The sequence below is a fragment of the Pseudomonas sp. AO-1 genome (genome assembly GCF_019775695.1).
Taxonomy (GTDB): Bacteria; Pseudomonadota; Gammaproteobacteria; order Pseudomonadales; family Pseudomonadaceae; genus Aquipseudomonas; species Aquipseudomonas parakoreensis.
In genome coordinates, this window is sequence record NZ_CP079947.1 from 1,622,967 (window position 1) to 1,645,821 (window position 22,855).

Sequence of the window (22,855 nt, forward strand, 5' to 3'; positions counted from 1 at the left end):
TACCCGACTTGATGACGCTTATGCACATTGGTGAAACCCCCGGGCGACTGAACCCGACCACTGATTGGCAGCGGCACGGATCACGTTACGGGGCATCGGCAAGGCGCACAAGCCGGCGGATTCTGGCGGATCTGTAGGCAAAGGCACAAGGCGATGTAGTTTGCTGCGGGTGTCGAAGTAAGGCGTGGAAAGCCTTAGCTGTTCTAGTAATAAAGCAATCTTTTTTTAGATGAATTGGGTCTTTTTGACTGTCAGTTCTGACAGTGGTTGCGCGCAATGAGCACACGTATGTTGATCCCACAACGTGAGCGACCCATTGCCCGGAGCACTGCCGACATGAACGAAACCGTCGAGGACGACGAGAAAGGACGAGCCTGGCTTGATACCGAAAAGGTTCAGACCACTGTCGCTCAGGTCACGAAACTGGCAGACGGATCACTCAAGGAACTGGGCGATGGAGCGCAGTTTTCCGAGGTGTTCTGGGCGGATGCGGTCGAAACATCGCTTTACCAGACCCACCCCCGAGTGCCGCAGCTGCAAACTCAAATGGTGTGCCGGTACAAGTTCGAATCCGGCCGCATCTATGTGAAGACCTTGCGTTACAAGATGACCACGCGCTACGGGAACTGGACTCGCGCCAATATAGATGTGGGTCTTCAAGCTCGTGACTGGGTTCGCAAGAACTCCCCTGACTCCATGCATCAGGACACCCAATGGCACGATTATGTGGAATATGTCGACTCCCCGCTCGGCCCTCCTGATTATGGCGTGTCGCTTGCAATCCGGGTTGACTACGACGGAACCAACAACGATGTTGAACCCCACGAAGGCTGGGGCCTTGATATCTATCCGGCACAGAAACCGATCATTGAGGTTCCGACTTCCGGAACCGAGATCGATGTCGAGAAGCCGTTCACTGTTTCCGGTAGAAACGGGCTTGTCCCCGGCTCAATTCACTTGAAGTGTCAGTACAACGGTACCGAAATTCCAGTCCGTACTACTCCTGTCTTGAACAACGGGAGTTGGAATACCTCCATCGGATTGCCGCCCGGCGTATTGGCTTTCTACGCCGAGCAAATCATTGGCAACCAGAACTCCGGTAAGTCCAATACCGTTAACCTCAAGCCAAGGTACGTGGCACCACGCATCGACTCCCCGGCAAACGGCGCTGTGCTTCAGTCGGCCAGCGGATTGCTGATCAAAGGCCGAGGCACGCCAGGCAATGTCATCGATGTGATGACCCCGGGGGGCGCTGTGTTACACGCCACGACAACCGTCAAGCCTGACGATACATGGGAAGCCACATTCAACCAGGCTAACTATCCCAACGGCGGACGTGTCGAAATGACTGCCGGCCACCGTGGCATGAATGATTGGACCAATCCGCAATTTTTCACCTTGTTTCTGCGCCCGACAATCACGACACCGGTCGAAGGCGCAGTGACCGATCCGAGAGGACCGATAGCAGGGGAGCGAGCTGTTTCAGGCGCCGTCGTCGAAGTACTCAAGGATTCAGAGCATTCATTCAAGATTGGCCAGGGCACAGCAGATAGCAACGGACAATGGCGGGTCACGACGTTCACCCGAGACATGCCGTTCGGTTCGTTCACGATCGTCGCAAAGCAAACGGTGTCAGGGGTTACTTCCGATGCGGGTCCGCCATGTACTTTCAAGGTTCGCCCGCCCGCACTGACCGCAGTCAGCGTCATCTACCCGACACTCACTACCATCGAGTTTTCCGGTGCAGGGCTTACCAACGCCACAGTCGAGATCACGATTGTCAAAGGCCCGGGAGGTGCGACGCTGCCACCTGCTGTAGTCGTGACCGCAGGCAGTTGGAGAACGACTTCACAGAACTGGCCCATCGGCGACTACGATCTGAAGATCGTGCAGAAAGTTTCCGATAACGCCGGGGGCTGGATTCCCTCGCATGAGTACCTGTTCAAAACTTCATCGAAATTGCCTCCGCCCACGGAGGTGACTTACACCGTTTCCAATTACACCCCCACCTTCACCGGAAAGGGCGTTACCAACGCATCGGTCGAGGTTACCGACGAGGCCAATGGCAATGCGGTTGCGCCGGCAACCACCGTCACGGCGCAAGGCTGGTCGACCCGGGCTTTTCAAGCCTGGGCGCCAGGTTCGACGCGCACGGTACTCATCCTGCAGAAACTGGGTAATGCGGAGTCGGATGCGGTAAAGCGGATCATCAATATCGACCGTTTTCCAGCACCGACTGACCTGTCTTATACGGTGGTCGATTACACGCCGATCCTGTCTGGCAAGGGGGTCAGTGGCGCGACCGTGCACGTGACGGACAAGGCAAGCGGAGTGGCGATTGCGCCGCCGGCATCGGTCACGGCTCAGGTTTGGTCGGCACAGGCATCTGCACGCTGGGAGCCGAACACCACCAAGGTGGTGCAGTTGGTGCAGAAGGACGGTGCGCTCGCTTCCGACCCGGTGGAAATGACGATCACCGTGCCGCTGCTGGCCCCCATCATCACTGCCGTCGAGGACGATGGACTGTCACCGAAAATCTCCGGCACCTGCTGGCCCGGCGCGACGCTGAGCCTGAAGTACAGCGACAGTGCGACCGAGCACCGGCCGGTCGGCACCAGCGGCGCATGGACCTTCAAGCGCGACGCGGGATTCGCCCCGGACAAGCAGCACACCGTGACGGTGATCCAGACGGTTGCCGGACGCCCGTCACCGCCGGCCTCGCAAATGTTCTCGGTCAGCCCGGAAAAACCGGTCATCACCGAGCCGGATGAAAACGCAGACACCCACTACGACATGACCGTGCGCGGTATCAACGGCTATAGCGGTGCGACGTTGCAACTGCGGGACGCGCAATTCGGGCGGAATCTGGGTGAGCCGAAACAGCTGACCACTCATAACGCTTGGTTCATCGAACTGAGAAAACTCGAGTTTCGCAAATACCAGATCGATGCCGTGCAAACCATTGCTGGCAGACCCTCTTTGCCCAGTGCCGTGCGCAGCTTTTTTGTCGTGCTGGTGCCGCCGGTCATCGAGGTGCCGGCGCCGAATCAATCGCTGGCCCGTACCTCGACGCTTTCGGGCACCGCCGAACCCTTTGGTCATGTGACGATCCGGCGTGAAAATTCGAGTGAAATCCTGCTCGATAAAGTCCCGGTCGACTCTTTGGGAAAATGGCGTGCGGAGGTAACGGTGCCGGTCGGCAATTACACCGTAAAAGGCCGGCAATTCCTCGAGACCCACGAGTCAAAGGAAAGTGCTCCGCGCACTTACAAAGTGGTGCCTGCCGCCCCGGTGATCGAAAGCCCCGGACGAGGCGTGCACGTCGGTCGTCAGGTCGTTGTGTCCGGCTTCGGCTATCCGGGTGACACCGTTCTTGTGACGCTGACAGGCAATGGCGGCACGGTGCGAGCGAGCGCTCCGGTGCTTGACGACCGTACCTGGTCATTGATGCTTGAAACGGGGCAGTCCCTCGGCCCCGCGGATCTGGTGGCGGTGGCTTCGCGTGATGAGTTCGAATCTGCCGCCTCGGCTGCACTTCCCGTGGTATTGGGCACATATTTGCCAACTATCGATGAACCGGCGCCGGGGTTCTGGGTAGAAAATCCGCTGCGCTTCGTCGGCAAGGGACGCACGGGCGTCGGGCGCGTAGTGCCCTGGTTCAACCCTGAAACCGCGCTGAGCGCAGGCATTGCCGTCACTGCTCAAGGCTGGCGCGGCGAGGCAACGCAACCCCAGCTCCCGGGCGGCCAGTGGTGTCGATTCCAACAAACCATCACCGACGCAGCGGATGGCTCGACCGTATCCGACTGGGTTGAAAGCGAGCGTTTCGAGATAACGTCGATTGCTCCGGGAGCCCGACCATGACCGAGCCTTTGATCCGCCCAGTGCAGCAGTGGCTGAAACAAGTCTTCAGTGACGAACAGCGGGAAAGCTACGCCGATTTTTGTGAACACCTCGAAAACGGTGGTTCGATTTTTCCGCTGGTCGAGCAAGGCGTTCAGGGGCTGGTCAGGCATTACCGGTTGAACCCCGACGATGCGCAGACTTTTTTACGCAGAGCCAACAGCCTGGCTGTGTTCGTCCGACGTCGGTTCATCGAACACTCGTTGAGCGGTTCGAACGCCCGGGTTACCCGGCCCGACAGCGGTCTGTTGTCGAGGGTCGATGGGCCGAGCTACGAGCAGCTGTTCTCGCCAGATTTCGATGCCTTGTGCCCGCCGCAGGCACTGGAGTCAATCGTCTCCCCGGTGGCCTACCTGATTGAGCTGTTGCGCTGGATCGAGGAGAAAATATACCCCGTTGGCAGCGCCGATAAGCTCGATTTGCATGAGCGTCGTCAGGATCTGAATAGGCTGCTGGTTGACTTCAATGCCGTACATCAGGCGGTGTCGGCGCTGGACATCATCGTTCCGGTGCTCGAGACGTTCATCAAGGAAAACGATAGCGCTACAGACCTCGAAGAGGCGTTGATCCAGACCCGTTATCCCAACGGTCTGCCGTACCACCAGCATTGGGTCACGCTTGATTTTGTCGCCCGTGAACATGGCCTGTCGGTGGGCGATATCGTCCAGATCGTGGATCTGGCCTATCCCTACTTCCTGCAGCCCGAGCTGTGGGACAACGATGCAGGTCGCGCCTTCACCCATGCGTCGCGGTTGGGGCCTTACCAGCGTGAACTGTTGACGGAAGCGCCCACTGACGAGGCAAACAAACTCGAATATTACCAACGCAACTTTGGTACGACCGGAGAAGATTGGCAGGACCTCAATCAGGTGAAGTTCTTTGGCCAGCAAACAGGGCTGGACACCCGTGATATCGAGTCGTTGCTGTCGATTCGCGAATTCGCCCCGACGCGTTCGGCCAACGTCACCGTGTATGAGAGCGAGCAGCCGGGCGCTGACGAGAGCCAGCGATCCGGCTCGGTGTATCTCAATGCCGCGACCAGCCCGGCACTCGGCATTGCTTACAGTGAAGACGGCGCAACTTTTCTGCATCGTTTTACACAAGCCCCGGCCACCATTGACCGCTACGAACGAATGAATCGCAAGTTGCGCCTGGATCGATGGCTGGAGCTGCCCAGCGAGCAGGTGGACGCGTTGTTGACGGCAGCGATCAGGGCAGAGACACGTCAGGCGAAACTGGCAAACCCGTGGTGGATTTCCACTCATCAGGTGCAGGCCCTCGGCTTGTTTCAGTCGCTGCGTGAACGTTATGGCTGTTCGGCAGAGGACTTCGCGGTATTTATCGATGAAATCCCGATTTACGGCCGTGCCGATGCCCTGTCATTGTTCGATCGTACCTTCAACAGCCAGGGCAATTATCGTCAGCCGCTGGTGCTGGACGGCGAAACATTTGCGACGCTGCCGGCGCAGTCTGGGGCGGAACTGACGATCAGCCAGTTGTGCAGCGGATTGGCTATTGATCTGCAGACTTATGCCTACCTTGCGGTCGCGATCGAACGGGCACACGGGTTCAACAGGACGCTCTGGCGCACCCCGGCAGTCATTTCGAGTTTCTACCGACTGGTGAAGTTGCCACGGTTATTGGGCATTACCCCGGTCGAAGGGGTGCTGATGCTGACCCTGTTGGGTGGCGAGCGCTGGGTCGACGGGCTCGCAGGCGTACCGCGCCTGTACACACGCCTCGAAAGCGAAACCCCACCGGATGTGCTCAATCTGATTGATGCCCTGCACGCCTGTGTGTCTTGGTGCAGGGATCGCGAAATCCCTGTCCTATGGATGTTGAATCAGGTGGCACCGCTGCAGGCGCTGGCGGTGGCCACGCAGGCTGAGCGTCGGTTGTTTGAACAGATTCTCAACCTGCTGCCGGCGACGCTGTTCAACAATGCCGGGTTGTCGATGGCTGGCGTACCCTCGCTGGAGGGGCTGGACTGGCTGCAATTGCTGACCAAGCTGGTCGACCACAGGGGGTTGATCATCGATCTGCAATTACCCGAGGCCCAGTACTTGAGCCTGGCCCGGGAGATTTTCGACCAGGCCATCAGGGAAGGGCTGGGCGAGAACGATGCCAGTGTTCGGGGCGCGCTTGTCGAGCGAATGCTCGGCGTGCTGTTGCAGGCGCGGGAAGCGCAGGTCTCGGTCGCCAGGGAGTGTCTGGTGGCGTACACCGGCCTTGATATCGAACGCGGATTGCTGATGCTGACCTGGGCACAGTCCACGGTTTATCAATTGTTGTCTCAGGTCAGCGCACGTGCCGATCATGATGCCGCTGATGCGCTCAGCCACGCTGCGCGTGCTTCTGAACAGCCCGACCCGCTGCTGAACTTGTTGGCTGATGTGCGACGTCGCAGCGCCGTGACGAACCAGCTGGATCTGTCTGCGGTGTTGCTCGACGACTTTCTGCAATACGGCCACAAGGCCTGGATGGCTCAGAACGATCGACATCAGCTGTCGATTCGTACCCTGTATTACCTGAGCACGCTGGGTCGGGCCTTCGAGCTGAGCGAGCAGCCGGCCGGCAAACTGCTCGACTACCTGCGTCAGGTCAATGCATTGCCCAGCCCTCTGACAGGCGATGCGTTGCGCTTGGCACAAGAAGCGGCCGCGTTGCGACTGGCGGCGTTTTTCGACTGGAGCGTGCAGGAGGTGCGTGAGTGTGTCAGCCGCATCGACTCGACGTTGAAGATTCTCAAGACACTGCCCCAGCTCGATTTGCTGATGCGCATCCGCGTACTGGCCCGGGACAGCGGCATGGACGCCCTGACGATTTTCCTCGTGGGAAACCTGCCGCAGACCGTAGACAGGGAGGCTTATCGAGTCGCTGCCGAGCGCTCGCTGTTCAGCCTTTCAGACAACCGTGAGTCGGTGGGCGCTTTCGCCGATGAGGTAGCGCAACCGCTGGTCACCATGACCTGTGTGGTAGACAAGACGGAGGTGGTGGCCGGCAAGCCCGGCGAGAAAGTGATATTTACCGTAACGCTGCGCGATGCCGACAATCGGCCATTGAGGGGTGTCAACGTGTACTGGCAGGTGAGCCTCGGCACGCTTGCGACCAAGGCCACCGAGGTCGACGGAACGGTATCGGTCGAGTATCTGCCGGGCAAGGTCATGGGGCAGGAAACGCCGCTGTTCTGGCTTGACCTGATCGATGCGCAACAGGCCCCGGCCATCAACATCTCCGATGACCCCGAGACGCTCTTCTTCCCGGCACCATTAACGTCTCTGGTGCCGCTGGAACCGGTTCCTGCGGGGCAGGAAGTCGCGTTGTACGCCACGCTGCGCGACAACTATCGAAACCTCGGACGCAACCGTCTGGTGCGCTGGTTTGCCCGACCCGCCAGCGGCAGTAGCGGCTCGGCGGTGATCCGTCCCGAACAGAATTATGCCGATGCCGAGGGGATTACGCGGGTGTACGTGTCGAGTTCGTCCGGTGGCACGTTCATTTTCAGCGTGCGCTGCGAAGCCAATAATCGCGAAATAGATTTTGACCCGGTCACTTTCACCGAAGCACCGATTCTCCAATGACAGCGTTGGTTGACGCAGCGTCAACCCCACGACTCAGGACAAGACCATGACTCAACGCAAATTGTCTCCCTTGTTGGAAAAGCGCCGCGCAGCATTGGTCGATTACTGCATCGGTCAGGCTGCCAGGAAGAATTACTCTTTCGTGAAAACGCCGCAGGACCTGTTCGAGTTATTGCGCATGGATCCGCTGGACAACTACCCGGTGCAAAGTTCATGGGTTGCCGAGGCGACCAGTTGCGCGCAGCAATTCATTCATGCGGCTTATCGCAAGCTTGAGCCAGGCTACCAAGACACCGCATTCCCGGCGGCGGAAGTGAAGCTCTGGGAGCTGTACAGCAATTACCCCGACTGGGCGGCGCTGACGTTGATCGCGGTCTATCCGGAAAACTTCATCAATCCCTTTGTGCGGCAACGCAAGACCCGTCTGTTCAAGGCGCTGGAAAATGATTTGAATCAGACGCGTCTGACCGACGATTCGGTGCGGCGTGCGTTGCACGGATACCTCAAGGCATTCGAACAGATCTGTAATCTGGACGTTATCAGCGCCTGTCTGGATGGCGATTCGCCAAGCCGTGCAACTTACTATTTCGTCGGTCGTCAGCGGGTGCAGCCGTTGCAGTATTACTGGCGCAAGGCCGACATCGAACTCACCGCTGCCGGTAATCCGGTCAACCCGGCGACATGGAGTGAATGGCAACCCGTCGACATTCCGGTGGGAGGCCGGGTTCTGGATATACGGCCGTTGTTCTGGGCGGGACGCATGTGTCTGGTGTGGGCCGAATGGCGCGACCAAGTGGGTAAAAAAGGGGAGGACGGCTATTTACCCCCCAAGCTCGATATCAACCTGGCGTTCATGAGCCAGAACGCGGAATGGTCCGCCCCCCTGAGCTTGTACAGCGCTGATCAGGACAGTGATATCAGCGCGGGTGCCCGCTTGCTGGCGATGACGTTGGCCGATGACCTCATTCACCCCAAGGGACGGCTGGGTGTATTGCTCACCAGCCCGGCGGGTCTGAACATACGCGTCACCCGTGATGTGCTTTTTCGTCCGCTGGCCGAAGACGACGGCACTTGGCTCAATCATCTGGCCACTCATCGCTTCACCGATATTCTGACCTTGCAGCATCCGCTGACACCAAAGAATCAGCCAGTGGTCGCGATCAAGAGTGAGACCTCGGGGGCGCTGACGGATTATTACGGGCTGCAGGCGGTGTTTTCGGAGGCGGGCACAGAGGATTTTCTCTGGGTCAGGGGGCTGTGTCGGGAAAAGGGCGGAATCACCAGCGAAGTCGCCGAGTTTGAGCTGGCGTTCCGCGAGGGTGCCGAAGGTGACCCTACACCTGTCAAGGCATCAAAACCAGTTGCAGGGGGGTGGGCCACGGACTGGATGCACCTCAAGCGCTTGAAAGGAGGATTCACCGGGTTGTTCGAGTTCTCGTTGAGCAACGCCGAACAAGGCAGCAAGCAATTTACAGTCTCGCTGACCGGGATCACCCGTTTCGTGCCGCCGACGCTGGAAAAAAATACGCTGAATGCCGCGCAGTTCATCGGATTCAGACAGCCCGACATGCTGCCCCGCACACGCTTGAACTCGCTGTTCGGCCCGGAGCTGGTGCTGCGCAGCAATATTTCCGTGGATGCCGTACTGGACTGGGACACCCAGTTCCTGACCGAACCCCCTCCAGCTGCGGGGCCGATCGCTGAGCCGAACGGGGCGTTCGACGGGGCCAATGGTCTGTATTTCTGGGAGCTGTTTTTTCATCTGCCGCATCTGGTGGCGACCCGTTTGCGGGCTGAGGATCGCTATCTGGAGGCGCAGAACTGGCTGCATTATGTGTTCGATCCGCAAGCCGTTGAAACGTCGGTCGAACCGAAGAAACCTCGTTATTGGCGCTGCCGTCCCCTGGCAAGCGAGGGGAACGCCGGGTACGAAACACAGATGCCCACCGATCCTGATGCGATTGCCTATGCCGCGCCACGACACTATCGGATTCTGGTGTTCACCGAATACGTGAGAAACCTGGTCGCGTGGGGCGACTGGTACTACCGCCAGCTCACCCGCGATGCGCTGGTGGCGGCAAAACTGTGTTACGTACAAGCCGAGTTTCTGATGGGCAAACCACCCTTTGCCCGGGCGGTGACTCGCTGGCAAGCGCGGACGGTAGATGACTTGTTGAAGCAGAGCACGAACCGCCCGACGCTCGAACAGTTCGAGCAGGAACTGCAGTTTTCTCCGGCAGACATTCCTCCGGCTGCCGAAGCGTCACCGTTGTTGGGCCTGCTGGCGAACGAGCCGTTCAAACTGCCGATCAACGAACAGTTGCTTGATCTGTTCGACTGGCCGGGCCAGCGTCTGAACAACTTGCGCAACAACCTGACCCTGGATGGCAAACCACTGGACGTTCCGCTGTTCAGCCCACCCACCGATCCCAACCAATTGTTGCTCGATCTGGCCGCTGGCGGGATTGGCATGCTGCGGCCGATGGGCGGACGTCTGGTGGTGGGCGCCTTCCGCTGGCGGGTCACCTACGAGGCGGCGTTGCGCGCTGTGCAGACCTTGCAGGAGTACGGCAGCCAGGTTTTGCGCCTGCTGGAACAGCGCGATCGGGCCGAGCAGGAAGAACTGCAGCAAGAGCATCTCAAGGAACTGGGCGACTACGCCCGCACGGTTCAAGAACAATCCATTGCCCAGCTTGAAGCGGGGCTCACGGCCCTGAGGCAGAGTCAGACCATGGCCAGGCAGCGGGCCGATCGATACAACGCCTGGTACGACGAACACATCAGCGATGCCGAATACCAGGTCATGGAAAAGCTGCAGGCCGTCAAATGGATGAATGCCGGGACGCACGCGATCAAGACCGGAGGCGCGGTCGTGGGGGCCCTGCCGAGCATTTTTGGCATGGCCAACGGTGGCCATCGTCCAGAAAAAATCGCCGATGCCGTGGTTTTCGGTCTGGAAATCGGCGCGATGCTGTTGCAGATCGACGCGGATAAACAAGCCATCACCGAAAGCTACCGCCTGCGCCGCAGAGAGTGGGAGTTGCAACGCGATCAGGCACTGGCCGAAGTCGGTGCGATCGCAGAGCAGATCACCGCGCAGACATTCGCCCTCGAGGCGGCCAGGACAAGTCTGGAGCAAACCCTGCGGGCCAACGGTCAGGCACTGGTGCTCTACAACTACCTGAAGAAACGCGCGACCAATGCAGAATTGTTCGGCTGGCTGCTGGGCCAGCTCAAGGCCTTGCACTATCAGGCTTACGATGCGGTGGTCAGTCTGTGCCTGAGTGCCCGTGCGTCGTTGAGTGCTGAAACCGGCAATTACGAAACCGCTGAGGCGTTGCCGCAGGTCTGGCTGGACAACCGTCACGGGCTGACCGCCGGTGAACACTTGCGCGAATACCTGCTGCGCATGGATCGGCTGTACCTGCAAAGCCATGAGCGTCGTCTGGAGCGAGTGAAGACCATTTCGCTGCGACGGCTGTTCGATGACAAGGTTGATCCGCAGACGGGATTCTCCGACTGGACCCAGGCACGGGACGAATTGATCGACAAGGGCATGCTGGAGTTCCAGCTGACGCAGTTGTCATTCGATCGTGATCACCCGGGTGAGTATTGCCGGCAGATCAACCTGGTCGAGGTCGATCTGCCCGGACTGCTCGGACCTTATCAGGATGTACTGGCGACGCTGCTGCAGATTGGCAGCATGACCGCTACCCAGGCCTCGGCACGCTCGGTCGAGTACCTGCATCAGCCGGCGGGCAAGGTGGCGCCTGCCGAGGTGCTGTTCAATTTGCGCAGTGGTCAGCAGATCGGTTTATCGGCAGGGCTCGCCGACACCGGCATGAACGCCGGTAAACCGGACGAGGGCTTGCTCAACCCGTTCGAGAACACCGGTGCGGTCTCGCGCTGGCAGTTGCACTTTCCCTGGCCCCAAAGCGAGGGGCAAGCGTCGATGCTCGAATCGCTTACCGACATCATTGTGCGCGTCCGGTACACGGCCAAGGCCGGTGAGCCGACGTTTACCCTCGCTGTCAAAGACCTGGTCACCCGGGCGCTGACTTCCCGCCAGTCACGTAAAAACCAAGGAGCAGACCATCATGTTTGAACCGGTGATTCAGGCTAATGACAGTCTGGTGCTGAACGGGGATTTCCGTGAGAGTCTGGACTTCTGGGAAAAGGGCAACAATGACCGTGAGATTTCAGTCACAGGCGAGGTGTATGAGGATGTGCAGATTAAAGTGCTTACTGCGGGAAACCGTGCCTCTGTCTCTCAACAGTTCACTTTACCTGTGGAACCGGGTGCCAGCGCCAGGTATGTGCTGAGTTTTTTGTATGAGACGCGGCACACCGAACCGGGAAAAATACTCATCACGGCTGAAAATGGCACCCTGTTGAGGGAAATACTGTTGCCGCCGGGCAGCCCTCGCAACTCGGCAGAGGATCGGGTCCGGATTGCCAGTGGGCAGCCGCTGGAATTCAAACCGACGTTCTACAATGCTCCGTTCGATCTGCCGGTGCAGCGCCAGGACAAGATTCGCCTCACAATCGTCGCTCCGGCCAATGCTGATCCCGAGGACTATCACCTGCAGGTTGTGATCACCCGCATTCGCCTGGACTTGCACCTTGCGCTGCCGCAGATGCGCACGGTGAAGGTAGACGCGGAGCACTTGTTGCCTGACGAGTCGGTTTTTCTGGGGCTGGGCGCGACGGAGGACTTGCAGCACCGACTTCAGTTCATACTCGCCCCCGACAGTCCCTGGCTGCACACCAAAGCTGCGTTGGTGAGCGATGACAATCCACAAGGCGCCATTATTGCGACCCCTGACTGGGGCGTGGATCAACCACTGGATTCACCGTGGTTCCTTCAATGCCCGTTGATCGGTGATCAGGAACCTTACTTGTTCACGGTGCAACTGGTGAACCAGTTCACCGCCGAGCCTTACTCGATGCAGGTCTCGCTGGGGCATCACCGGCTGATGTTTGGTGAGGTGCTGGAAGCGGCGTATTTCCCGGTGCTGGAGTTGGAACAATCAGTGCGTCTGGGGGTGCGAGTGGCGTCCTGGTACACCGGTCAGTTTCTGGCTGGGCGCATGGTGACCTGGGCCACAGAAGAGCGGGGGGTTCTGAGCACGACACCCACCGACCCGGAAGGCTGGGCGTATTTCGATTATCTGCCCGTTGCAGCAGGCGACATTGCCATTCTGGCCTCGGTGGCGAGTCCTTACTACGCCAGCGGGGTCGAGACCACGAAGCTGGACGTTCGTGTGCTGGCGACCGATCCATGGAAGGACGTGCTGGCCGTGGTAGAAGGCGATGCCTCGCCTTGGGCGCAAAAGACCGGTTATCCCAATCGGGGTTCGACTTATCAGCTGAGTGTCCGGCTGCCTGAGGCATTACGTGGCAGCGAACTGGCCATGCGCTGGGAAGGCGATTCCGCGGCACAGTTGGGTGTGCGGGTACGTCCCGAGCTGGAAGAATGGGTGCCGTCCGACGCCGCTGACTTGAGCTGGGAGCTGGACTGCCGGGACGAGCTTGACGGGCGTTTCCAGCTGCTGCTGTCGTGCTCGAAGTTGCTACTGCGTTCTGACAGGAAACACATGTCACTGGCACGCAATCTGGTGCGCATTGGCGACGTTCAGGAGGCCAACAAGTTTCCCGTGGTGGACGAAGGCGAAAGTGTTCTGTTGCGGGTGCAGGTGGTGCATGTGGTCACCAGCGGCGACGGCGAGCCGGTCAACAATGCACGGGTGGACTGGCAGACGCCCGAAGGCACGATTGTCACCCGATCGGGGCTCGGCGGCTGGGCCAGTGTGCTGTATCAACCAAGCCGCGCCGGTGAATTGGTGGTGACCGCTCGCGTGCGGGCACACGATGACGCGGTGCCGATAGAGCGAACGTTTGCAGTGACGGCGCTGGCCAGCAGTCCGTGGAAGAATCAGGTCAGGATTTTGTTCGACGATGTAGCAGTCGATCTGGCCGAGCTGGGGTTGCTGTGCTGGCGCGGAGCCCCACACACACTGAAAGTCGAACCCACGACCAGCAGTGTGCTGCTTGACCAGATGGTGACGCTGCAATGGCGGGGGGAGTCGCCGGGAATCGGGTTGACCGTCACGTTTATCGGCGAGCCGCGCAAGCTTGAGGTAAAAGGGCTGGAGTGGACGTTCAGTTCGCAGGTCGCCTCGAGTACCAGCAGTCTGTTCAGCCTGACCTTGAGCAGTCCGGTGCTTGCCGCGCCCCGGGAGTTGTTCGGTCGGCTGATCTCTACAGCGCTTGTGGATGAACTGACGGTGATGCTGGATCAGATGACTGCGACAAGCGCCAGTCAGAGAATGTTTCCCTGCATCGGGGCCACGCACAGCTTGCGCTACCTGCCCAATGCCTTGAGCCCTCTGGTGGGACTGCAGGGGACGTTGATGTGGCTGGGAACCCCGGCTGAAGAGCTGGACGCGAGCGTCGAGCCTCCGCTCGATACTGCCCGGCCACTCGATGACGGTGGTGTCGGATGGGTACTGGACTTCAGCGCGAGCAAGGTCTCCGGCAACTTTATGCTGGGTCTTTATTTGCCGGCATTGAACCTGTCCATGACCGCCAACCCGATGCAGCTCGGCCACAACAAGTTGCGAATCGAAGGCTGGCGTGAGTCCGCGGTCCATGCCGTCCTTGGCAAGGATAAAGCCTGGAGTTGGATCCGGGTGGTCTCGGCTTTCACCCGCCAGGCAGTCGCGCAGGTGGCGGTGCAGTGGACGAGCGCGATCGGCTCCGACACCGTCGCCAGCGATGACCTCGGCTGGTCGGGTTTTGGCCTGCTGCCGGTTACTGCGGGTCAGCAGGAGGTGGTGGCCCATGTGCATAGCCTGTTCGATGGCTATGTGGAGCAGCGTGCCCTGTCCTTTACGGCAATTGCCGGTGACCCTTGGGAGGATGTGCGGGTGCGGTTCGATGGGCATGATGAACATCCATGGGGCAGTCACACCTACTTTCCGCGACGCAACGGTTCACATGCCATCGAGGTACTGTTCCCGGAGGGCAGCCCATTGCTCGACCAGGAGCTGACCCTGGGTTTGACCGGCACCGGGCCAGTGGAATTGGGGCTGAGTTTCGAACCCGCGCTCGGCGCGCCACGCCAGCCTTCAGCCTTCGGTTTTCTGCGCTATTCCTTGCGTTGCGCCGACCTGAAGGACGGCAGCTTCGCGCTGCGCCTTGGAGCCGAGCGCCTCGCCAGCCTGTCGCCGGCCAACGCGATGTCGCTGGGGGAGGGCGCGCAGGTGTGGAAACTGCTCACCAGTACTAGCGTTCAGCAAGTGGTGGAATGGGAGCAGGAACTGGTCGAGCAGGTGAAAGTGGTGTCGTCCGTTTCTGGTCAAGGTATCGCCGGCGTATTGGTGACCTGGCGCAACGAAGATCTGGGAACGACCACCAGTCTGACCGACTTTTATGGTGTTGCCACTGTGCGCTTCAAACCGAAGACGCCGGGGCCGGCGGTAGTGACGGCGAAGGTGGGAGAGACGGCGCATTCGGAGTCGGTTGAGCTGCCCTATACGCTTGAAGAACCGCGCGTCATCAGCGAATTGTACGAACCGGAAGATTCTCGTTCGCCACCCAATGAGGACCGCGCGCATGCCATAGCCAAAGTGGTGTCGGCACGTACCGGTTTACCGCTGGCGGGTGTGCAGGTGCGCTGGGATTTTGCAGGCAGTACCTTGACGCCGTCGGTGACGGATGAGGAGGGTCTTGCGCGGTTGACCTTTAATTATCCGGCTGACGTAGATGAAGTCTTATCGGCCATTGTCCGAGGCGGGCTGGGTGGTTGGGATATGGCGCGACTGGGGTATTTCGGCATAGTGCCGGAGATTGAGTCGTTGACCAGTCCCGATACAAATATCGATCTGGGCAAAGAGGCAACGGCCGAGGTCCGGGTGGTGTCGCGTCACGATGGCCGGGCCCTGGCAGGCGTCAGGGTCATCTGGGATTATCCGGAGTTGACGTTGCCGGCTACTTACACGGGGCCGGATGGAAAATCGCGCGTTGATTTCAGACCGATTGAAACAGGCGTGTATGAGTTGCGGGCAACGGTTGCCTTGGGCGGCTCGCAGTCACTGGAGTTTGAGGTATTTGATCCTGCGAGCAGACCGCAGATCGTAATGATACAAAAGCTTCATGGGCAGTCGATTATTGGTAAGGAAGCTCATATACAGGTTCGCGTTGCGAACACAGCCTTGGTGCCGATCAAGGGCGAGCAGGTTTTCTGGAGTTTCCCGAATTTGGAACTTGCGGCGTCACGAACAGATGACGACGGCTTTGCAGAGGTCAGATTCATTTTGCCCGCTTGGGATAGCGTCTCGGCGACTGTCAGGGGAGGTTCAAGTTGGAGTTTGCGTCTGTAAACGTGCTCCCGTTGTCGAAGGTGTTATCAAAATACACCGGATCGCTTCCAGCTCATGTAACGGCTCAGCAGCTCCGTGCTTAGCCCGCTGGGGCGCACATCCAGCACCTGAACGGCATGAGCATTCAACTGCTCATGCAGCTCGACCCGGGCATTGAGGTAATCCACCGTGCCGCAATAAGCCAGTGCTTCGGGCAGCGTTTGTACCGGGGCATTGCGCACGCGATCGAGGGTTTCCTCGCGCAGGCTGACCACCAGCACTTGATGCTGCTGGCTCAAGCGTTTGACGCTGGCGAGCAGGTCTTCGGTGTCCTCGTCACGCAGGTTGGTCAGCAGCACGATCAGCGCCCGGCGCTTCTGCCGCGCCAACAGCTGATGGGTCGCGGTTGAATAGTCGGCAGGACGCTGACTGCTGTCCAGATCATAAACGGCGTTGAGCAGGACCTTGAGCTGACTGGCACCCTTGATCGGCGCGAGAAAACGCGGTTGCGCGACGGCGAATGTGCTCAGCCCCACGGCATCACCCTGACGCAGGGCCACGTGGCTCAGCAGCAGACACGCATTCAGCGCATGGTCGAAATGCGACAGCTCGCCATCCTGGCTGCGCATTTGCCGCCCGCAATCGAGCAAGAAAACAATCTGCTGATCACGCTCGTCTTCGTACTCGCGGGCAATCGGCGTGCGCTGACGGGCGGTGGCTTTCCAGTCGATCTGGCGCAGGCTGTCGCCCTCGCGAAATTCGCGCAGTTGATGAAACTCCATCCCCTGGCCACGACGCTGGCGCTGACGTACGCCGAGCTGGCTGAGCCAATTGTCCACTGCGAGCAGTTCGCCGCCGTACAGCCGGGCGAAGTCGGGATAGACGCGGATCTCGCCGCGCACGTCGAGCAGGCGTCTTCCTGTCCACAGACCCAACGGGCTGGGCAGATTGATTTCGCAATGCTCGAAGCTGAAGTGACCACGTTTGAGCGGGCGCAGGCGATAGCCGACCTCGCTGTATTGCCCGGGTTGCAGTTCGACCGCCAGCGGCAGGTTTTCGAAGCTCAGCCCCTGTGGCACGTGGTCGAAAATATCCACCGCAACCGGCTCGTTGAAGTCATGGCTGAGCTGCAGCCGTACCTCGCTCCAGCGTCCGAGCGCCAGGCTGCCGGGCGTCTGGCGCTGAATGCGTGGCGAGGGCCGGTGGCTGAGGCGTAGCGCATCGATGATCGCCAGTACCAGCAGCGCCAGGAGCAAGCCCCAGTTGATCGCCGACAGCGGGGCGGGCACGTCGATGTCGAGGGCTTGCAGGGTGCCCGTGAGGATACCGATGAGGCACAGGGCGGCGAGCCAGATCAATAACAGGCGCGAAGGTTTCATGGCGCTGTACCGGGTTGTCTGCTGAAAAGATCGCAGCCTGCGGCAGCTCCTATAGGGAGCGTGATTCCGTGTAGGAGCTGCCGCAGGCTGCGATCTTTTGATCTTTCCTGAACTCTCACAAGCGCGGCGCCGGCACTTGGTCGAGCAACTGCTGCAGCACCTGATCGACCTGCAGGCCTTCGATGTCCAGCTCTGGCGCTACTCGCACCCGATGGCGCAGCACCGAGAGTGCGCAACCCTTGATGTCATCAGGGATCACGAACTCGCCGCCACGCAGCAACGCACGGGCGCGGGCGCATCGCACCAGCGCAATCGAGGCTCGCGGGCCAGCGCCGAGGGTCAGGCCGGGCCAGGAGCGGGTGCTGCGTGCCAGTCGCACCGCGTAATCCAGCACTTGGTCGTCAATCGGCAGCTCGCTGGCGATGCGCTGCAAAGCCTGCACGTCCTTGGCCTGCAGGACCGTGCGCAGCGGTTGCACATCGAGCATGTCGGCACGGGTCGAGCGGCTGACCTGACGCACCATGTTCAACTCCTGCTCGGCCTCCGGGTAATCCATGCGCACCTTGAGCATGAAACGGTCGAGCTCGGCTTCTGGCAGCGGATAAGTGCCTTCCTGTTCGATCGGGTTTTGCGTGGCGAGCACCATGAACGGCTGGGCGATCGGCAGCGCCCGGCCTTCGAGGGTGACCTGGCGTTCCTGCATCGCTTCGAGCAATGCCGCTTGAGTCTTGGCCGGGGCGCGGTTGATCTCGTCGGCCAGCAGCAGGTGGGTGAACAACGGCCCTTTGCGCAGCTTGAATTGTTCGCTCTGCAGGTCGTAGACCGCGTGGCCGGTGACGTCGCTGGGCATCAAGTCCGGGGTGAACTGGATGCGCGCGAACTCGCCGCCGAAGCATTTCGCCAGGGCGCGAACCAGCAGCGTCTTGCCAAGTCCGGGGACGCCTTCGAGCAGCACGTGGCCGCCGGCGATCAACGCGGTCAGCACGTCGTCGATCACGCTGTTCTGGCCGATCAAGGCCTTCTGCAATTCGCCGCGCACCGCTTGCGCCAACTGGCTGGCACGCTGGCGTTGCTGGGCGGCGTGAGTGGCGCTGCCGGGCTCGATCTGTTCACTCATAGCGTGTTCCTCAAGGTTTGCAGGTGGGCCACCTGGCGACTGAAATCAGCGCTGCTCATGCGCTGTTTCGGCACCGGGCTCAGGGCTTGGCTGATGGCGCGGGTCGGCTGGCGGGTCAGGCGCGACAGCACTAGCCATTGCTCGGCCACGTTCAATTGGTCGAAGGCGGGATGACGGCGGCGGGCACGGCGCAGTACGTCCTGCTGCAGGGCTTGCAACAGCGTGTGCTGACCGTTGTGGCGCAGGATGAAATCGGCACTGGCGCGCAAGTGCTCCTGCAACTGGCGCCGGCCGCTCGGGGCGGGCGCCTGCAATGGCCCGTGGCGCACAGCAACGTGCCACAGGCCGAGGACGATCAGCGCCAGCAGGGCGACGATGGCTTGCGGGAAGTAACGCCAGAGCAAGGTCAGCAGACCATCGTGCGTCGTGCTGTAAATCAGCGTGACGTCGGTGTCGGCGCTCAGGTACCAGAGCAGCCAGGCGTTGTCGTGCTTGCCGATAGCCGGGGTTTTCCACAGTTCGGCATCGGTGACCACCGTGATCGAGCCGACGCCGTAGGGTAATTGCATCATGTGCGTGGCCTTGGCGCTGTTGGCCCAGGCCTGGGCGAGATTCTTCGGGTCGTCCAGATGGAACGCGGTGTCGAAACCGGCGTAGGCCGGCGCGTCCTCGTCTTCGAGGTAGAGTTTGGTCAGGTTCGGGTACGGGTCATCGGCCAGGTCCGCCGGCGGTTCCTTGAGATCCTTGCTCAGCGACTGGTGCAACTGCACCCGGTCCAGCAACAGGTCATCGCTCTGTTTGGCCTGCTTGTCCCACAACGCTTCGGCCACGAACACGATTCGCCCGCCGGCGCGAGCCCAGTTCAACACTTGATCAACCTGACGCGGGGTCATGCGCGAACGCTCGCCAAACAACAGCAGGGTGTGCCGGCGCGGATCAATATCGGGCAGCACCGCCAGCGTTTCGGCATGGCTGACGTTGAGGCCGTGCTCGCGCAAAAACATTTCTGCCGCCAGATAAGGATTGGCTTGCGCCTGGGGCGAGGGGCCGTGATCGATCACCTCCTGATAGGGCCGGGCCTTGACGTACAGATAAACGCTCAACGCGGCGAGCAGGGCGACGATCAGCCCACCGAGCAACCACGCGCCACGCCGGCTCAAGCGTGCGCTCCATGGTCGAACAAGGCGCGCCAGCCGTCACACAGTTCTTGTCGCAGATGGGCCGCCGGCTCGCGGTGCCCATAGGCCATGTTCTGCCAGTGCAGCGTCAGGCTGCGACTGAACGCCAGCAGTTCAGGGCGCTGCAATTGCTCAACCCGCAGCAGTACCTGATGCTCGGTGTCGGCGGGTTTCAAGGTCAGGGCAAAATCGTGCAGCAGACGGCTGAGCAATCCGCGATAGAGCAGGCCCAGCGCGGCGCGCGGCTGGGTTTGCCAGAGTTGTTCGGCGCTGGCGGCGATGTCGTCGGGCAGGGATTGCGGGTTCAGGTCAAGGCCGAATGCTTGCTGTGGGGCAGGAGGCCGGACGCTGGCGGGCGGCTTCGGCCGACGGCTGACGAAGGTGCGCAGGAATTCGCGGTAGCGCCAGACCAGCCAGCCGATAGCCGCGAGCAACGCGCCCCACAGCAGCACTTCGATCAAGACCGCCAAAGCATTGAAGCGTTGACCGTCGAGCCAGCCGAGCAGGGTTTTCAGCCATTGCGGGGCCTCGCCGGGTTTGCCCTCGGCCGGGGCTGCCGGGTCGTCACCCAAGCGATAGCGCGTCACGCTTTCCTTGTTCTTGAACGGTGGTTGTTCGAGCATTGCCTTGATGCTGTCGTGCGCAGCCTGACTGGTCAGCGGTTGATTCAGCAGGCGGGGTGCCTCCGGAGCGTTGGTCGGCGCATCCGCCCACGCCGGCGGCACTGTCGGCAACCATAGACAGACGGCCAACAGCAGGCCCAGAGCGCTGCCGCTCAGGCGCTGGCGCAAACGGCGGAATACCAGTTCGATGTCCCACGCCTCCAGTACAGTGCGTCGGTTCAGATACAGACTGAAACCGCAGGCGACATACACCGGTTCCCAGACCACCAGTACCAGCGCGTAGAAAGCGTTGGTCAGGTGCTCCAGCCAACGCCAGTGGTGATCGCTGTCGAGGATCAGCGATTGCCAGTCCCAGTCGGTTTCGATCTGCTGCGGCAGGAGCATGTAGAACAGCACCATCAGGCCGATCCACAGCGCGGTCTCCAGGTGCATGCCGATGATCGTCAGCCATTGCGCGGCGCCGGCATTGCGTTGCAGCAACACCTGCAAGCGCTGCTGACGCGCCGTGCCGTCGAGGCCTTCGAGTTGCACCACCGGCAGCAGGAAGCTGCGACTCAGGCTCAGGCGGCGCCAGGTCAGGCTGGCCAGCAGCTGTGGTTTCAACAGCCGCGGAAATTCGCGCAGGGCCTGTTTCAGCGTGGGCGTTTCGCCGAACAGGGCCTTGGACAGGATGTACAGCGGCAGGCGCTCGTACGCCGGTTTCAGCCACCAGAAAATCAATACCGCCAGCGACGGCGAATCCCACAGCAGCAAGGTCAGCACGGCGAACAGCGGCAGGGTGACGATGGCCCAACTGGTCATCAGCAGGCGTCGATGCTGCTGGCTCATGAGCACGCCCAGGTCCATGGCTTCCCAGCTGCTGCGCGGGCGGATCGCCACGGTGGCATCACTCAGGCGCATGGCGTGTCCTTCCGGCGAACAGCAGATAAGCTGCGACGGCGATCCACAACGCAGCGCCGACCGCGTATTTGATCCGCGGCGTGACCCCGGTCTTCGACGACCAGTACGCTTCGATGAACGCCGCGATCAACAGGAACAGCATGACCCCGCACACCAGCAGCACACTTTTGCGCGCGGCCTCCACCAGCGCCTCGCCGCGCGTCAGCCGCCCGGGCGCAATCACGCTCCAGCCCAGTTTCAGCCCCGCCGCACCCGCTAGGGCAATGGCAGTCAGCTCGAAGGCGCCGTGGCCGATCACGAACGACCAGAACGTCTGGCCAAAACCGATTTCGGTCAGGTGCCCGGCCACCGCACCGATGACCAGCCCGTTGTAGAACAGGAAAAATGCGCTGCCCACGCCCAGCAGCAAACCGCTGGCGAAGGTCTGGAAGGCGATGCCGATGTTGTTCATCACGTAATAACCGAACATCACCCAGTCCTCACTGGCCGCCCGTTCGGCCGAGCGCCCGAGGTGCCCGGCCACCGGGTCGTACATGCTCTGCATCTCGCGCACCTGTTCGGCGGGGATCAGGTTGTAGATCAGTTCGGGAAAGGCATACACCAGCAAGGCGAAGCCGATCAGGCTGCCGAAAAACACCAGGCCAGCGGCCAGCACGAACGGCCATTCGGCGCGCACCAGCCGGGGGAAGTCAGCGAGGATGAAACCGAGCAGGTTGGCGGCGAAGCGACTGCGGTGCCGATACAGCTGCTGGTGGCCGCGCAACACCAGTTGTTGCAGCGAATCGATCAGAAAACTGCTGTAGCCGCGCTCCTGCGCCAATGCCAGATGCTGGCAGAGGCGTCGATAAGCCTTGGGGAATCCGGCCACCTGCGAAGTGTCCTTGCCACGTTCGAGACGTTCCAGAGCCAGCGTGAAACGCTCCCATTCGGCCTTGTGGCGAGCTTCGAAAAGACTTTGCTTCATGTCGGACCCAGCAAGCCGCGCGCGATGCCATTGAGCTCGCTGACCGCTTTGGGTGCCGGCATGTGCAGCGGCTGGGCGAGCAGGGCGGCCAGCTCATTGACCCGCGCCGGCGACAGTTCGGCCTGGCGTTCGGCGAAGGCGAGCAGGGCCCGTTGTTCACTGAGGTTGAGCGGCACGGGCGAGCGGCGCGGCTGGACGTCGGGTAATTGCGGGCGAAGCAGGGCCGGTTCGCTGTAGACCACCAGAGTGCCGGCGGCGATGTCGCCCAGGCGTTTGAAGGTGGGATGTTGCAGGCAACTGATGGCGCCGAAGGCGTAACCGAACGGCAGCAGATCGACAAAACGCAGCAAGTTGCGCAGCAGCGACGCCGACCAGCCGACCGGTGTGCCGTTGTCGTGGATCACTCGCAGGCCCATCCACTGCTTGCCTGGCGAACGGCCCTGACGCAGCACTTCGAACAGCACCATGTACCACCAGCTGACGGCAAACAGCAGCAACGAACCCAGGCCCATGCCGAGCTGGCCAAGAAACGCCAGCACCAGGAACAGCCCGCCGAGGATGGCGCCGCGAATGCCCAGGTCGATGCCGAAGGCGAGGCTGCGTACCAACAGACCGGCCGGGCGCAACGGCAGGTCGATGCCCTCCGGGGTTTCCACTGGATAACGGGTATCGAGTGGCGGGTTCAGCGGTGCTTTCCGTGGCAGTGCTGTGTTCTCGAGCATGGGCTACCTGATGGGGCCGGATCGGGATACGAGGTTTGTCCGATGCTAGCAGCCTCTTGGGGGAAAACGACATAACTATGTATTGCACCGCGTGTGGCGCAGGCTGGTCGAATGACACGGCGCTG

General features: G+C 60.8%; 10 protein-coding genes. 4 read left to right on the plus strand and 6 right to left on the minus strand.

What is annotated here, in order from left to right:
* Positions 1–336 precede the first annotated feature (336 nt).
* The 4 genes from KVQ82_RS07485 to KVQ82_RS07500 are packed head-to-tail and all read left to right on the plus strand — an operon-like array spanning position 337 to position 15,868.
* Entirely contained in the window at positions 337–3,864 is a 3,528-nt protein-coding gene (locus KVQ82_RS07485) for a hypothetical protein (protein ID WP_222018539.1), read from the plus strand.
* Positions 3,861–7,484, plus strand: a complete 3,624-nt coding sequence (locus KVQ82_RS07490) for a Tc toxin subunit A (protein WP_222018540.1) — start codon at positions 3,861–3,863, stop codon at positions 7,482–7,484. Before KVQ82_RS07485 ends, KVQ82_RS07490 begins: the two co-directional genes overlap by 4 nt.
* Positions 7,485–7,530: 46 nt before the next feature.
* Complete coding sequence (locus tag KVQ82_RS07495) at positions 7,531–11,589, plus strand: neuraminidase-like domain-containing protein (RefSeq protein ID WP_222018541.1); 4,059 nt, start codon at positions 7,531–7,533, stop codon at positions 11,587–11,589.
* A complete protein-coding gene (locus KVQ82_RS07500; RefSeq protein ID WP_222018542.1) occupies positions 11,582–15,868 on the plus strand; it encodes a collagen binding domain-containing protein in 4,287 nt (1,428 codons plus the stop codon). Before KVQ82_RS07495 ends, KVQ82_RS07500 begins: the two co-directional genes overlap by 8 nt.
* A gap of 26 nt (positions 15,869–15,894) precedes the next feature.
* Here KVQ82_RS07500 and KVQ82_RS07505 read toward each other — a convergent pair whose 3' ends face one another.
* The 6 genes from KVQ82_RS07505 to KVQ82_RS07530 form a co-directional block, all read right to left on the minus strand.
* On the minus strand, positions 15,895–17,226 hold the full coding sequence (locus KVQ82_RS07505) for a DUF58 domain-containing protein (RefSeq protein WP_222018543.1): 1,332 nt from the start codon (positions 17,224–17,226) through the stop codon (positions 15,895–15,897).
* A 115-nt stretch (positions 17,227–17,341) separates the two neighbouring features.
* Positions 17,342–18,343: a MoxR family ATPase gene (locus tag KVQ82_RS07510; RefSeq protein WP_222018544.1), complete on the minus strand. Its 1,002-nt coding sequence runs from the start codon at positions 18,341–18,343 to the stop codon at positions 17,342–17,344.
* Positions 18,340–19,503: a DUF4350 domain-containing protein gene (locus KVQ82_RS07515; RefSeq protein ID WP_222018545.1), complete on the minus strand. Its 1,164-nt coding sequence runs from the start codon at positions 19,501–19,503 to the stop codon at positions 18,340–18,342. Before KVQ82_RS07515 ends, KVQ82_RS07510 begins: the two co-directional genes overlap by 4 nt.
* Entirely contained in the window at positions 19,500–21,044 is a 1,545-nt protein-coding gene (locus KVQ82_RS07520; protein ID WP_222018546.1) for a DUF4129 domain-containing protein, read from the minus strand. Before KVQ82_RS07520 ends, KVQ82_RS07515 begins: the two co-directional genes overlap by 4 nt.
* Positions 21,031–22,008, minus strand: a complete 978-nt coding sequence (locus KVQ82_RS07525; protein ID WP_222018547.1) for a stage II sporulation protein M — start codon at positions 22,006–22,008, stop codon at positions 21,031–21,033. The genes KVQ82_RS07520 and KVQ82_RS07525 overlap by 14 nt, the downstream gene beginning before the upstream one ends.
* The gene (locus KVQ82_RS07530; RefSeq protein WP_222018548.1) at positions 22,005–22,730 is read right to left on the minus strand and encodes an RDD family protein; all 726 of its coding nucleotides are present in this window, start codon (positions 22,728–22,730) and stop codon (positions 22,005–22,007) included. The genes KVQ82_RS07525 and KVQ82_RS07530 overlap by 4 nt, the downstream gene beginning before the upstream one ends.
* Positions 22,731–22,855: the final 125 nt, after the last annotated feature.